Raw genomic sequence first — 14247 nt, forward strand, 5'->3', positions numbered from 1 at the left:
CCGATGGCCGGCGGCCTCAGCGCCGCGCGGTGACCGACGCGGGGTCGAACCGGTGGCCCAGCCCCGTGACGGCCCAGCCGGCGGCCTCCCACGCGGCGGTGTCCAGCACGTTGCGGCCGTCGATCAGCAGCCGGTCGGCGACCTTGCCGCCCACGGCCTCCGGGTCCATCTCCCGGAACTCCTGCCACTCGGTCAGCAGGAGCGTCAGCTCGGCGCCCTCCACGGCCTCGTCCAGCGAGCCGACGTAGTCCAGGCGCGGGAAGCGGGCGGCCGCGTTGGCGCTGCCCTCGGGGTCGTACACCCGCACGTCCGCGCCGGCCGAGTAGAGGCGCGCGGCGACGTCGAGTGCGGGGGAGTCGCGCACGTCGTCGGAGTCCGGCTTGAAGGTCACGCCGAGCACCGCGATCCGGGCGCCGTGCAGGACCTCCTCGCCCGAGCCCGTCGTCGTGCCGCCGTACGGGCCGGCCGCCGCCTCGTGGCCGTGGGCCGCGGAGAGCATCTCCACCGCCAGGTCCACCACGCGCTCTCGGCGGCGCAGGTTGATGTCGTCCACCTCGGCGAGGAAGCGCATGGTGCGGTCCAGGCCGAGCTCGGAGACGCGGGCCTGCAGCGCGCGGATGTCCTTGGGCAGGCAGCCGCCGCCGAAGCCCACGCCGGCGTTCAGGAAGCGGCGGCCGATGCGGGCGTCGTGGCCGATCGCATCCGCCAGCGTGCGGATGTCCCCGCCCACGGTCTCCGTGATCTCGGAGAACGCGTTGATGAAGGAGATCTTCGTGGCCAGGAACGCGTTCGCGGCGACCTTGACGAGCTCCGCGGTCTCCAGGTCCGTGGAGACCCACGGCGTCTCCGCGGCCAGCTGCCGCGCGTAGACGCGGCGCAGGATCGGCTCGGCGCGCGGACCGGAGGTGCCGATCACGAGGCGGTCCGGGGTGAGCGTGTCCTGCACGGCGAAGCCCTCGCGCAGGAACTCGGGGTTCCAGGCGAGCTCGACGTCGCCCGGCAGGCCGGCCGCGGCGCGCACCTCGGCGACGAGGCCGGTCAGGCGCCGCGCGGTGCCCACGGGCACGGTGGACTTGCCCACGATCAGGGCGTCCCGGTCGATCGCCTGGGCGAGCGAGGTCACCGCGGCGTCCACATAGGTGAGGTCGGCGGCGGACGAGCCCGCCTGCTGCGGGGTGCCGACGCCGATGAAGTGCACGTCCGCCCAGCGCGCGGCCTCCTCGACGTCCGTGGTGAACCGCAGGCGGCCGGACTCCACGTGCGTGCGCAGCAGCTCCGGCAGGCCGGGCTCGTGGAACGGCACCTCGCCGCGGGCCAGTCGCTCGATCTTGGCCGGGTCCACGTCCACGCCCAGGACCTCGAAGCCGAGCTCGGCCATGCACGCCGCGTGCGTGGCGCCGAGATAGCCGGTGCCGATCACGGACAGACGCGGGCTCGCCGGCCGGCCGACCCCGTCCTCCCGTCCGGTCTCGACGGGGCTCGCGGGGGAGGTGCTCGGCTGCGTCACTTCGGACTCCTTGCGGGTGGGGCGGGCGGGGGGCGGGCGGGCGACGGACGCCCCAAGGCTAAGCCGGACGCGTGAACACGCGCCGAACGCGGCGCGGACGCGGGGTGTTCCCGCGGTGGTCGCGGGACGAACCGGCCGCGGCGGCGCGGACTCAGGCCTCGCCGGAGCGGATCAGCTCGGTGAGGCGTGTGGCGGCGGCGACGACGGCCTCGGCGTGCACGCGCCCCGGCTGCCGGGAGAGGCGCTCGAGGGGGCCGGAGATGGAGACGGCGGCGATCACGCGGCCACTCGGCCCGCGCACCGGCGCGGACACGGAGGCGACGCCGGGCTCCCGCTCGGCGAGCGACTGCGCCCAGCCGCGGCGGCGCACGGCCGCCAGGACGGTGGGAGTGAAGACGGCCCCGGCGAGGCCCTCGACGAGACGCTCGTGGTCCTCCCAGGCGAGCAGCACCTGTGCCGCGGATCCGGCCTTCATGGACATGCGGGCGCCCACCGGGATGGTGTCCCGCAGGCCCCACGGTCGCTCGGCCGAGGCCACGCACACGCGCGAGTCGGCCTGGCGGCGGAACACCTGCGCGGACTCGCCCGTGGCGTCCCGCAGCCACAGCAGGACGGGCCCGGAGGCCGTGGTCAGCCGGTCCTCGCCCGCGGCGGAGGCCAGCTCGGCCAGGCGGGAGCCGAGCACGTAGCGGCCCTGCAGGTCCTTGCCCACGAGGCGGTGGTGAGCGAGCGCCGCCGCGAGGCGGTGCAGTGTGGGACGGGCGATGCCCGTGGCGGCCACGAGCTGGGCGAGGGTGGCCGGGCCGGACTCGAGCGCGTCCAGGATGGCCACGGACTTGTCCACCACGCCCACGCCGCTCGGGTGGCGGTGCAGCGGGGGTCCCAGGGCGTCGTTGCCCCGGGGGTCAGGAGAGTCGGGGAGGGTCATGTCGCGATCATAGCGTCTTGCAATGTGAGACGTTGCGGTTCGCGGGTCGAGATCCCCGGGGGCGGGGCGGCACAGTGGGACGACGACGCCGGGCCGCACCGCGGGGGCCCGCGGAGGACGAGGCGACCGCGGCACGACGAGGAGGACGATCCATGGGTCCCACGACGCATCCGCGCACGCTGGCCGAGAAGGTCTGGGACGAGCACGTGGTGGTCCGCGGCGAGGGCGAGGGGGCCTCCCGTGCGCCAGACCTGCTGTACATCGACCTCCACCTGCTGCACGAGGTGACGAGCCCCCAGGCGTTCGAGGGGCTGCGCCTGGCCGGCCGGTCCGTGCATCGCCCGGACCTGACGATCGCGACCGAGGACCACAACACCCCCACCCTCGAGATCGACCGGCCCATCGCCGACCCCGTCTCCCGCCTCCAGATCGAGACGCTGCGCGCCAACGCCGCCGAGTTCGGCATCCGCCTCCACTCCCTCGGGGACGTGGAGCAGGGGATCGTGCACGTGGTGGGCCCGCAGCTCGGCCTCAGTCAGCCCGGCCTGACCGTGGTGTGCGGCGACTCCCACACCTCCACGCACGGCGCGTTCGGCGCCCTCGCGTTCGGCATCGGAACCTCCGAGGTGGAGCACGTCCTCGCCACGCAGACCCTGCCGCTCAAGCCCTTCAAGACGATGGCGATCACGGTGGACGGCACCCTGCGCCCGGGCGTCACGGCCAAGGACATCGTCCTCGCCGTCATCGCGAAGATCGGCACGGGCGGCGGCCAGGGCTACGTGCTGGAGTACCGCGGCGAGGCCATCCGTGCTCTCTCCATGGAGGGCCGCATGACCATCTGCAACATGTCCATCGAGGCCGGCGCCCGCGCCGGCATGGTGGCCCCGGACGACACCACGTTCGAGTACCTGAAGGGGCGTCCGCACGCGCCGGTCGGCGAGGACTGGGACGCCGCCGTCGCGCACTGGCGCACGCTGGCCACGGACGAGGGCGCACGGTTCGACGCCGAGGTGGTCCTGGACGCGGACACGCTCGAGCCGTTCGTCACGTGGGGCACCAACCCCGGCCAGGGGATCAGCCTCAACGACGCCGTCCCCGCGCCGGAGGACTTCGCGGACCCCGCCGCCCAGGAGGCGGCCCGCAAGGCGCTGCGCTACATGGACCTCGCTCCCGGCACCCCCATGAAGGACGTGGCGGTGGACACGGTGTTCATGGGCTCGTGCACCAACTCCCGCATCGAGGACCTGCGCACCTTCGCGGAGATCGTGAAGGGCCGCACCAAGCCCGAGGGGCTGCGCGTCATGGTGGTCCCCGGCTCCGCGCGGGTGCGCCTGCAGGCCATGGAGGAGGGTCTGGACCGCGTGATCCAGGACTTCGGCGCCGAGTGGCGCTTCGCCGGCTGCTCGATGTGCCTGGGCATGAACCCGGACCAGCTCGCGCCGGGGGAGCGCTGCGCCTCCACCTCGAACCGCAACTTCGAGGGCCGCCAGGGCAAGGGCGGGCGCACCCACCTGGTCTCGCCCGTGGTGGCCGCCGCCACCGCCGTCCTCGGGCGCCTCGCGAGCCCGTCCGACCTGCCCGCCCTCACCGTCCAGGAGGCCTGAGCCATGGAGAAGTTCACCACCCACACCGGCATCGGCGTCCCGCTGCGCGCCTCCAACGTGGACACGGACCAGATCATCCCCGCCGTGTACCTCAAGCGGATCTCGCGCACGGGCTTCGAGGACGCCCTGTTCGCCGGCTGGCGCCAGGACCCGGAGTTCATCCTCAACACGGAGCCCTACAGCGCCGGCTCGGTGCTCGTGACCGGCGCGGACTTCGGCACGGGCTCCTCCCGTGAGCACGCCGTGTGGGCGCTCAAGGACTACGGCTTCAAGGCCGTGCTCTCCCCGCGCTTCGCGGACATCTTCCGCGGCAACTCCGCCAAGCAGGGCCTCGTGGCCGCCCAGGTGGAGCAGGCGGACATCGAGCGGATCTGGAAGGAGCTCGAGAACGAGCCGGGAGCGGCCGTGACCGTGGACCTCGAGCGCCGCACGGTGGAGTGCGGCGGCTTCAGCACCACCTTCCAGATCGACGACGACGCCCGGCGTCGCCTGCTCGCGGGGATCGACGACATCGGCGCCACCCTCGGCCACCGGGAGGCGATCGACGCCTACGAGGCGGCCCGCCCCGCCTGGAAGCCCACCACGCTGCCCGCGCGCACCGCCGCCGACTGACGCGCGCGCCGGGGCGGCGTCGGCGTGGCCGACGGCACAGGCGCCCAGCTGTCCGCCGCGCGGCGGGGCGTTGCGGCCGCGGCCCCCCCAGCACCTATGCTGGGTGCGATTCCGGGGCCGAGCGCGTGCAGCGCGGCCGGTGCCCGAACCCGCACGCCTCCGCTTCCCCCGGGGCGTCGCCGAGACCGTGGCCCGAGCGTCACATTGAGGAAGGACACGAGAATGGCGAAGCTGCTGACGATCCACGGCGGAAAGCCGCTCACGGGCGAGGTCACGGTGCGCGGCGCCAAGAACCTCGTCCCGAAGGCCATGGTGGCCGCTCTGCTGGGCAACACGCCCTCCACGCTGCGCAGCGTCCCGGAGATCAAGGACGTGGACGTGGTCAGCTCCCTCCTCGAGATCCACGGCGTCACCGTGGACTGGGACAAGGAGTCGGGCTCCATCACCATGGATCCGGCCGGCGTGAAGTCCGCCCTCACCGCGGAGATCGACGCCCACGCGGGCGACTCGCGCATCCCGATCCTCTTCTGCGGCCCGCTGATGCACGCGATCGGCGAGGCCTTCATCCCCGACCTGGGCGGCTGCAAGATCGGCGACCGCCCGATCGACTACCACCTCGAGGTGCTGCGCAACTTCGGTGCGGTGGTGGACAAGCGCCCGGGCGGCATCTCCATCTCCGCCCCCAAGGGGCTGCACGGAGCGAAGCTCGAGCTGCCCTACCCCTCCGTGGGCGCGACGGAGCAGGTGCTGCTCACCGCCGTGAAGGCGGAGGGCATCACCGAGCTCAAGGGCGCCGCGGTGGAGCCGGAGATCCACAACCTCATCGACGTCCTCCAGAAGATGGGCGCGATCATCACGGTGCAGACGGACCGCACCATCCGCATCGAGGGCGTCGCCGAGATGCGCGGGTACAACCACGTCGCCCTGCCGGACCGCAACGAGTCCGCCTCGTGGGCCTCCGCAGCCCTGGCGACGCGCGGCGACATCTTCGTGCGCGGCGCCGCGCAGAGCGACCTCACGGCGTTCCTCAACACGTACCGCAAGATCGGCGGCGAGTTCGACGTCACCGACGACGGCATCCGCTTCTGGCACGCCGGCGGCGACCTCAACCCGCTCGTGCTGGAGACGGACGTGCACCCCGGCTTCATGACCGACTGGCAGCAGCCGCTCGTGGTGGCTCTGACCCAGGCCACGGGCGTCTCGATCGTCCACGAGACCGTGTACGAGAACCGCTTCGGCTTCACCGACGCGCTCGTGCGCATGGGCGCCTCCATCCAGCTGCACCGCGAGTGCCTGGGCTCCGTGCCGTGCCGCTTCGGCCAGCGCAACTTCCTGCACTCCGCCGTGATCTCCGGCCCCACGCCCCTGCACGGCGTGGACTTCGACATCCCTGACCTGCGCGGCGGCTTCTCCCACCTCATCGCCGCGCTCGCGGCCGAGGGCACCTCCACCGCCACGGGCCTGGAGATCATCAACCGCGGCTACGAGCACTTCATGGACAAGCTCCAGGGGCTCGGCGCCGACGTCGAGCTGGCCGAGACCGATCGATGACGTCCGTGGGCCCCGCGAACGCGACCCCTGGGACGGCCGCCCCCGCCCGGGCGGAGCGACGGGGCTACGTGGTCCCGGCCGCGCTCGTCCGGCCGCTCATGCGCTCCCTCGTGCGCCAGCGCTGGGAGCACACGGACCGGATCCCGCGCACCGGAGCGATCCTCGCGGTGAACCACATCTCGGAGATCGACCCGCTCTCCGTGGCCCACATGGTCTACAACCAGGGCCTGCTGCCCACCATCATGGCGAAGGCCGAGCTGTGGAAGGTCCCGGGCCTGAAGCAGATGCTCCAGTCCACCCGCATGATCCCCGTGGACCGCTCCCGCGACGGCGGCCGCTCGCTCGAGGCGGCCCGGGCCGCCCTCGCCGCCGGCCGCGTGATCGTGGTGTACCCCGAGGGCACGGTGACCCGCGACCCCGACGGCTGGCCCATGGCGGCCCGCGCCGGCGCCGTCCGCCTGGCCCTGCAGACCGGCGCGCCGCTCGTCCCCGTGGGCCAGTGGGGCATCCAGGAGCTGCTGCCGTACCCGACCCACGCCCTGAAGCCCTTCCCGCGCAAGACCGCGCGCATGGTCGTGGGCGAGCCCGTGGGCCTGGACGACCTCCGGGACGTCCCCCTCACGGCCACCGTCCTGCGCACCGGCACCGATCGGATGATGGACGCCGTCACGGACCTCGTGGCGCAGCTGCGCGGCGAGCCCGCCCCGGAGGGCCGGTGGAACCCGAAGACCGGACGCCGGGAGGCCCGAGCGTGACGCACGCGAGTCCACAGGGCCCGCGCCCCGCCGGGGACCCCGCCGCCGTCGCCGTGCTGGGCGCCGGCAGCTGGGGCACCGCCTTCGCCCGCGTGCTGGGCACCAGCACGAGCCCCGAGGGGGCCCGCGCCCGCGAGGTGGTGGTCTGGTCGCGCCGCGCCGAGGTGGCCGAGGCCGTCAACCGCGACCACGCCAACTCGGAGTACCTGCCGGGGATCGAGCTGCCCGCGTGCGTGCGCGCCGTCACCGACGCCCGCGAGGCCGTCTCCGGCGCCGGCGTCGTGGTGGTCGCGGTGCCCGCACAGAGCGTGCGCGCCACCCTCGAGTCCGTGGCGGACGCGATCGCGCCGGACGCCGTCGTCGTCTCGCTCGTGAAGGGCCTCGAACGCGGCACGGATGCGCGCCCCTCCCAGGTGTGCGCCGACGTCCTGGGTCTGGCCGCCGACCGCTTCGCCGTGGTCTCCGGGCCCAACCTGGCCCTCGAGATCGCGCGCGGGGAGCCCACCGCCACCGTGGTCGCCTCGACGTCGGCGGCGACCGCCGAGCGCGTGGCCGCGCTCACCGCGGGCCGCACCTTCCGCCCCTACACCAACACGGACGTCGTGGGCGTGGAGATCGGCGGGATCGTGAAGAACGTGATCGCCCTCGCCGTGGGCATCTGCGACGGCCAGGGCCTGGGGGACAACTCGAAGGCCTCGATCATCACGCGCGGCCTGGCCGAGACCACCCGCCTGGCCGTGCGCCTGGGCGGCGACGCCGGCACCCTCGCCGGACTCGCGGGCCTGGGCGACCTCGTGGCCACGTGCGCCTCTCCGCTCTCGCGCAACCGCAGCGCCGGACGTCTGCTGGGCACCGGCATGGGCGTGGACGAGGCCGTGGCCGCCATGAAGCAGACCGCGGAGGGCCTGAAGTCCGTGTCCGCGATCGTCCACGTGGCCCGCGCGCACGGCGTGGAGATGCCCATCAGCGAGGCCATGGACCGGGTCGTCGCCGGCTCCGTGGACGTGCACCACCTGGCCGGCCTCCTGCTCGGCCGGGACCTGAAGTCGGAAGGACGCACCGCATGACCGCCACCCCCGAGGCCGCCCCGGCCGCCACCGCCCACGATGCCTCCGCCGCGGGCGGGCCCGCCGGCCGCCGCCCGCGCGTGCTCCTGCTGTTCGGCGGCCGCTCGAGCGAGCACCCCATCAGCTGCGTCACCGCCGCCGGTGTGCTGCACGCGGCGGACCCCGCGCGCTGGGACGTGGTGCCCGTGGGCGTCGCACGCTCGGGCCTGTGGTCCCACGGCGAGGTGGACGTCGCGGGGTTCCGCCTCGACGCGGGCGAGCTCCCGGAGGTCCCCGAGCCGCAGCGCCCGGTGAGCGTGCGCACGCGCTCGGACGGCGCCGTCGAGCTCGTGGCCGAGGACGGCGGCTCCCTCGGCCCGGTGGACGTGGTGTTCCCCCTGCTGCACGGCCCGTTCGGCGAGGACGGGACGCTGCAGGGCATGTTCGAGTCCCTGGGCCTGCCCTACGTGGGCTGCGGCGTGCTCGCCTCCGCCGTCGGCATGGACAAGCACTACATGAAGGTGGCCTTCCAGGCCGCCGGCCTCGAGGTGGGGCCGTGGGAGACCATCACGGACCGCCAGTGGGCGCGGGACCCCGAGGCCGCGCTCGAGCGCGCCGGCCGCCTCGCGCACCCGCTCTTCGTCAAGCCCGCCCGCGGCGGCTCCTCGTTCGGCATCACCCGCGTGGCCGAGGGCGAGGACCTGCGCGCCGCGATCGAGGAGGCGCGCCGCTACGACCCCAAGGTCGTGGTGGAGGCCGGCATCCTGGGCCGGGAGATCGAGTGCGCCGTCCTGGACGGCCACGGCACGGAGGCCCCGCGCGCCTCCCTGCCCGGGGAGATCGTGGTGAAGGGCTCCGAGGCCGGCCACCAGTTCTACGACTTCGAGGCGAAGTACCAGGACCGCGAGGCCGCGCAGCTCTCCTGCCCGGCCGAGCTGCCCGAGGAGCAGATCGCGCGCCTGCGCGAGCTCGCCGTCACCGCCTTCGAGGCCGTGGACGGCTCCGGCCTGGGCCGCTGCGACTTCTTCCACACCCCGGACGGGCGCTGGGTCGTCAACGAGATCAACACGATGCCCGGCTTCACCCCGATCAGCATGTACCCCGCGATGTGGGAGCGCACGGGCCTGCCCTACGCCGAGCTCATCTCGGAGCTGCTGGACCTCGCGCTCGAGCGCGGCACCGGCCTGCACTGAGCCGGGCCGCGCCGCGCGGCGGGCGGCCTCAGCCCACGGGCGTCGCGTCCTCCAGGTTCACGCACGCGCGCTCGGCGGGGATGCGGGCCACGGCGGAGGACAGGCCGGTCATCACCGAGTCCGAGCTCGCCCGGTCCTTCGCGAAGAGCACCTCGACGGCGGGCGTGCGGCCGTACGTGGTGAGGCGCCAGTTCGCGTCCTCGTCCCGCACCACCCAGTCCACCTCGTCCACGCGCAGGCACGGGTCCGTGGTGGGGCCGGGGGAGGGCACGCCGCAGCGCAGCACGACGGCCGCCGGGTCACCCCACACGGCGGTGGCCTGGCTGTCCGTGGGGCGCAACGGGAGGTCGGCCAGCTCGTCCGGCATGGCGACCATGGCGGGGGCGCACGCGGGGTCCGCGGCGTCGGGGGCGGCCTCCACGGTGGCCGTGCGGCCGGAGCACGCGGTGGTGGCCAGGGCGACGGCGGCCAGCAGGGCGGACAGGCGGACCGGAGCGGGGACGCGGGACGGCATCCTCCCAGGATAGGGGGCGGGCCCTGTCGCGTCGCCCCGGTGGCCTAGCATGGACGGGATCGACCCGCCGACCCGCGCGCCGCGTCCGGCGCCCCCGCCCAGCAGGAGTACACGCCGTGAACAGCGCCCCCGCCTCCGCACCGGACGAGACCCCGCACCGCGCGCCGCGCCGCCGCCGGCCCGTGCTGCTCATCGTCCTGGCCGTCCTCCTGGCCGCCCTGCTGGCCCTCGGCATCACCGCCGCCGTGTACCTCTCCGGTCTGGCCCGCTCGGTGGACGAGGACACCCAGCGCTTCGACGGCGGCGCGTTCCCCGCGGAGTCGCTGCGTCCGGCTGAGCCCGGGAAGGACGGCACGGGATCGGACGGCGACGGGAGCGGCGGGAACGACGGCAAGGGCGCGGCCGCCGGCAACGCCGCTCCCGGCGTGTGGACCCCCACCGCCCCGCCGCCCGGCGTGGACCCGACGATGGCCGAGGCCGCCGCCCAGGGCCCCGAGGCCCCCTCCGCGGACGAGAAGGCGGACGGCGCCGCCGTCGACTTCCTCCTCGTGGGCGAGGACGCCGGCGCGGAGGGCCGCGGCGAGACCGGCCGCTCCGACACGATGATGTGGGTCCACGTGCCCGGCGACCGCAGCCGCGTGGACGTCATGTCCGTCATGCGCGACCTCTGGGTGCCGATCCCCGGCCAGGGCGACCGCAAGGTCAACGCCGCCTACTCGCTCGGCGGGATCCCGTTGACCGTGAGCACCGTGGAGAACATGTTCCAGGCGCGCGTGGACCATGTGGTGGCGGTGGACCTGGCCGGCTTCCAGGGCCTCGTGGACGCCCTCGGCGGCGTGACCGTGCAGAACCCCACCGCGTTCACCTCCACCGGCGGCGTGGACTTCCCGGCGGGGACGGTGCAGATGGACGGGGCGAAGGCCCTGGTCTACGCCCGTGAGCGCTACACCCTGCCGCGCGGCGACTACGACCGCGTGGAGAACCAGCAGCGCCTCGTCAAGGCGATCATGGCCGAGTTCCTCTCCATGGACACCCTCTCGGACCCGGGCCGCGTGCAGCAGTCCGTGGAGCGCTTCGCCCCCTACCTGACCCTGGACGACTCCCTGGACTCGGGCGCCCTCGCCTCCCTCGCCTGGTCCCTGCGCGACGCACGGGACGCCCCGATCGTCACGAGCACCGTGCCCACGCTGGGCGTCGGCACGGCGGGGGACAACCAGTCCGTCGTGTGGCCCGACTGGGCCGGCATCCGCGCGATCGGCAAGGGCATCCGCACGGGCGGCCTCGGCGAGGTCGTCGGGCAGTGAGCACCCCGAGCGGGCCGACGTCCGTGGAGCGCTGGCTGGTCCTCGCCGAGGACCTGGTCGGCCGTGCCGCGCCCCGCCTCAACGCCCTGAACGTCTTCCCGGTGCCGGACGCTGACACGGGGTCGAACATGCTCGCGACCCTGCGAGCCGCCCGCGCGGCCGCGGAGTCGGCGGAGACCGCTGACGTCGGGGCGGTCATGGCGCGGGTGGGCCGGGCCGCCCTGGACGCGGCGCACGGCAACTCGGGGACGCTCCTCGCCGTCGCCCTGGCCGGCGCGTCCGGGCCGCTGCGCGGCCGCCGGGAGGTGCGCGTGGCGGACCTGGCCGCGGCCTTCGGCGCGGCGGACGAGGCGGCGCGCGCCGCGCTCTCCGAGCCCCAGGAGGGCACCATCCTCACCGTGCTCACCGCGGCGGCCGAGAGCCTGGAGCGATCGGCGGCCGAGGCGCCGTCGGGCACCGGGGAGGACTCCCGGCTGGCGGACGCCGTCACCGCGATGGTGGCGGGCAGCCTGCGAGCGGTGGAGGGGACGGAGGCGCTCCTGCCCACGCTCGCGGACGCCCACGTGGTGGACGCCGGCGCCGTGGGCCTGCTGTGGGTGCTCGAGGCCCTGCGCTCGGCCGTGACCGGCACCGAGGTGGACGCCGAGCTCGCCGCCGCTCTGCACGGGTACGCGGACGAGTCCCGCGAGGCCGTGGCCGCGCCCGCGGGGCACGCGGCCGGCGTCGAGGTCATGGGCACCCTCGCGCTGACCCCCCTGGACGCCGCGGAGCTGCGCCGCCGCCTGGACGCGGTGGGGGACTCGCTGATCCTCGCCCCCGTGTCCAGGGAGCTGGACGAGCAGGGGCGGGTGCCGTGGCGCGTCCACGTGCACGTGCCCCGCGCCGAGGACGCCGTGGACGTGCTGCGCGCGGCGGGCGAGCCCGCGGGCCTGTCCGTCACAGACCTGAGCGCGCCGGCCCACGCGCACCGTCACGAGGCCGACGGGCGCCATGGCCGCTGACGTCGCCGTCACGGACCTGCCCCTCACCGAGGTGCTCTCCGGCACGCTGCCCGGGCGCCTCGAGAAGGAGCTCGGGCTCCGCACCGTCGGAGAGCTGCTGGACCACACGCCGCGCCGCTGGGTCGAGCGCGGGGAGCTGACGCCGATCGCGGCGCTCCCGTGGGACTCCGAGGTCACCGTGGTGGCCGTCGTCGAGTCCGTGAGCACCCGCCAGATGCGCAGCCGCGGCGGGTTCATCGTGGACGTGACCGTGGCGGACCCCTCCGTGGCCGGCGTGCCCGGGGCGAGCCTGTCCATGGCCTTCTTCAACGGCCACGACGCGCGCCGCCGCCTGGCCCCCGGCGTCACCGCCATGTTCCAGGGGAAGACCACCGAGTACCGCGGGCGGATCACGCTCAACAACCCGGACTTCGCGCTCCTGGACGACGACGTCGCGCCCGGCGAGGTGGACGTGCGCCCCGTGCCGATCTACCGCTCCACGGGCAAGCTGCCGAGCTGGACGGTCCGCTCGGCGCTCCAACGGGTCCTCGAGACCGTGGACCTGGACCGGATCCCGGAGCTCCTGACGCCCGAGATCCGCGCGATGACCGCCGCCGACCTCGACCTGGACGCACCCCTGCCCGGCACCGCCCAGGCCTACCGGGACCTCCACGCGCCGGACGACGTGGCCGACACCGGCCCCGCCCGCACGGCCCTCGCCCTGCGCGAGGCACTCGTGGTGCAGGCCGCGCTGGCGTGGCGCCGCAGCCGGGAGCGGGCCGTCCCCGCGGTCCCGCGCCCGCCCCGCGCCGGCGGGCTGCGGGAGTCCCTCGACGCGCGCCTGCCCTTCACGCTGACCGCGGGCCAGCGGCGCGTGGGGGAGGAGCTCGCCGCCGAGCTCGCCCGCGAGAGGCCGATGAGCCGCCTGCTCCAGGGCGACGTGGGCGCGGGCAAGACCCTCGTGGCCCTGCGCGCGATGCTCCAGGTGGTGGACGCCGGCGGCCAGGCCGCACTCGTGGCCCCCACGGAGGTCCTCGCCGCCCAGCACCACCGCGCCCTGCTGCGCCTCATGGGCCGGCTGGCCGACGACGGCGCCCGCGGGCTCGGCGGCGTCGGCACCCTCGGCCTCGACGACGGCCGGGAGGGTCCCCACACGGGCGTCGTCCTCGTGACCGGGTCCCAGCGGGTCGCCGCCCGGCGCGAGGCGCTGCTCGCGCTCGCCTCGGGGGAGGCGGGGATCGCCGTCGGGACGCACGCCCTGCTCTCGGACACGGTGGGGTTCGCGGAGCTCGCGCTCGCCGTGGTGGACGAGCAGCACCGCTTCGGCGTGGACCAGCGCGAGGCCCTGCGCCGCGCCAACCCGGGCACGCACCTGCTCGTCATGTCCGCCACGCCCATCCCGCGCTCGGTGGCCATGACCGTCTTCGGCGACCTCGACCTCACCGTCCTCGAGGGCCTGCCCTCCGGCCGCCAGCCGGTCACCACGCACGTCGCGCGGATGGCGCACGGCCCGCGCGTGATCGGGCGCGTGTGGGAGCTGATCGCGGAGCACGTCGCCGCGGGGCACCAGGCCTTCGTGGTGTGCCCGCGGATCGACCCGGACGACGCGGACCCGGGCCACGCGAACGTGACGGAGATGGCCCCGCGGCTCGAGGCGCTGCCCGCGCTCGCGGCCGCCCGCCCGGGCGGGGCGCGGATCGGGGTGGTGCACGGCCGGATGGACCAGGCCGAGCAGGACGCCGCGATGCAGGCGTTCGCGCGCGGGGAGACGGACGTGCTCGTGGCCACCACCGTCGTGGAGGTGGGCGTGGACGTGCCCAACGCCACCGTCATGGCCGTGCTGGACGCGGACGACTTCGGCCTCTCCACCCTCCACCAGCTGCGCGGCCGCGTGGGCCGCGGCCCCGGCGCGTCCGTGTGCCTCCTGGCCACGCGCCTGCCGGACGGGCATGCCTCCCTGCGCCGCCTCGAGGTGCTCGAGCAGACCCAGGACGGTCTGCGGATCGCGCAGGAGGACCTGGCCCACCGCGGCGTCGGCGACGTCCTCGGGGCGCAGCAGTCCGGCCTGGCCTCCGGGCTGCGCCACGTGGACGTCATCGCGGACGCCCCGCTCATCGGCCTGGCCGCGGACGCCGTGGCGCGCATCATGGCAGCCGGCGAGGGGCTCTCCGCGCACCCGGCGCTGGCCGCCGAGGTGACCCGCTGGGAGGGCGAGCACCTCACCGCCGCCGACTACCTCGAGAAGGGCTGACC

The 14247-nt window shown here is 75.1% G+C and carries 12 protein-coding genes; 9 read left to right on the forward strand and 3 right to left on the reverse strand.

What is annotated here, in order from left to right; genetic code table 11:
* Positions 1 to 16 precede the first annotated feature (16 nt).
* Together AB0302_RS01060 and AB0302_RS01065 are read right to left on the reverse strand one after the other, a co-directional pair.
* The gene (locus AB0302_RS01060) at positions 17 to 1420 is read right to left on the reverse strand and encodes a UDP-glucose/GDP-mannose dehydrogenase family protein (RefSeq protein ID WP_366370331.1); all 1404 of its coding nucleotides are present in this window, start codon (positions 1418 to 1420) and stop codon (positions 17 to 19) included.
* Between the two features lie 238 nt (positions 1421 to 1658).
* Entirely contained in the window at positions 1659 to 2435 is a 777-nt protein-coding gene (locus AB0302_RS01065; protein WP_366370260.1) for an IclR family transcriptional regulator, read from the reverse strand.
* Positions 2436 to 2587: 152 nt separating this feature from the next.
* Between AB0302_RS01065 and leuC the strand changes: the two genes are divergently transcribed.
* The 6 genes from leuC to AB0302_RS01095 all read left to right on the forward strand — a co-directional run bounded on the left by leuC (position 2588) and on the right by AB0302_RS01095 (position 9196).
* Complete coding sequence (gene leuC / locus AB0302_RS01070) at positions 2588 to 4039, forward strand: 3-isopropylmalate dehydratase large subunit (protein WP_319075271.1); 1452 nt, start codon at positions 2588 to 2590, stop codon at positions 4037 to 4039.
* A 3-nt stretch (positions 4040 to 4042) separates the two neighbouring features.
* Complete coding sequence (leuD, locus tag AB0302_RS01075) at positions 4043 to 4651, forward strand: 3-isopropylmalate dehydratase small subunit (RefSeq protein ID WP_298713124.1); 609 nt, start codon at positions 4043 to 4045, stop codon at positions 4649 to 4651.
* 222 nt (positions 4652 to 4873) lie between these two features.
* Positions 4874 to 6202: a UDP-N-acetylglucosamine 1-carboxyvinyltransferase gene (gene murA / locus AB0302_RS01080; RefSeq protein ID WP_248115114.1), complete on the forward strand. Its 1329-nt coding sequence runs from the start codon at positions 4874 to 4876 to the stop codon at positions 6200 to 6202.
* Positions 6203 to 6207: 5 nt separating this feature from the next.
* Positions 6208 to 6957 carry a lysophospholipid acyltransferase family protein gene (locus AB0302_RS01085; protein WP_366370261.1) on the forward strand — a complete coding sequence of 250 codons (750 nt, stop codon included), beginning with the start codon at positions 6208 to 6210 and terminating at the stop codon, positions 6955 to 6957.
* Positions 6954 to 8024 (forward strand): NAD(P)H-dependent glycerol-3-phosphate dehydrogenase, encoded by a 1071-nt coding sequence (locus tag AB0302_RS01090; protein ID WP_366370262.1) that lies wholly within the window; start codon positions 6954 to 6956, stop codon positions 8022 to 8024. Before AB0302_RS01085 ends, AB0302_RS01090 begins: the two co-directional genes overlap by 4 nt.
* Positions 8021 to 9196 carry a D-alanine--D-alanine ligase family protein gene (locus AB0302_RS01095; RefSeq protein WP_366370263.1) on the forward strand — a complete coding sequence of 392 codons (1176 nt, stop codon included), beginning with the start codon at positions 8021 to 8023 and terminating at the stop codon, positions 9194 to 9196. The genes AB0302_RS01090 and AB0302_RS01095 overlap by 4 nt, the downstream gene beginning before the upstream one ends.
* Before the next feature lie 28 nt (positions 9197 to 9224).
* Here the strand turns inward: AB0302_RS01095 and AB0302_RS01100 are convergent, their stop codons facing one another.
* Positions 9225 to 9710 carry a DUF3515 family protein gene (locus tag AB0302_RS01100; RefSeq protein ID WP_298713136.1) on the reverse strand — a complete coding sequence of 162 codons (486 nt, stop codon included), beginning with the start codon at positions 9708 to 9710 and terminating at the stop codon, positions 9225 to 9227.
* A gap of 116 nt (positions 9711 to 9826) precedes the next feature.
* Between AB0302_RS01100 and AB0302_RS01105 the strand changes: the two genes are divergently transcribed.
* The 3 genes from AB0302_RS01105 to AB0302_RS01115 are packed head-to-tail and all read left to right on the forward strand — an operon-like array spanning position 9827 to position 14245.
* On the forward strand, positions 9827 to 11014 hold the full coding sequence (locus tag AB0302_RS01105; protein ID WP_366370264.1) for an LCP family protein: 1188 nt from the start codon (positions 9827 to 9829) through the stop codon (positions 11012 to 11014).
* Positions 11011 to 12015, forward strand: a complete 1005-nt coding sequence (locus AB0302_RS01110) for a DAK2 domain-containing protein (protein ID WP_298713142.1) — start codon at positions 11011 to 11013, stop codon at positions 12013 to 12015. The genes AB0302_RS01105 and AB0302_RS01110 overlap by 4 nt, the downstream gene beginning before the upstream one ends.
* Positions 12005 to 14245: an ATP-dependent DNA helicase RecG gene (locus AB0302_RS01115; protein WP_366370265.1), complete on the forward strand. Its 2241-nt coding sequence runs from the start codon at positions 12005 to 12007 to the stop codon at positions 14243 to 14245. The genes AB0302_RS01110 and AB0302_RS01115 overlap by 11 nt, the downstream gene beginning before the upstream one ends.
* Positions 14246 to 14247: the final 2 nt, after the last annotated feature.

Source organism: Micrococcus sp. NPDC078436 (genome assembly GCF_040702705.1).
GTDB lineage: Bacteria > Actinomycetota > Actinomycetes > Actinomycetales > Micrococcaceae > Micrococcus.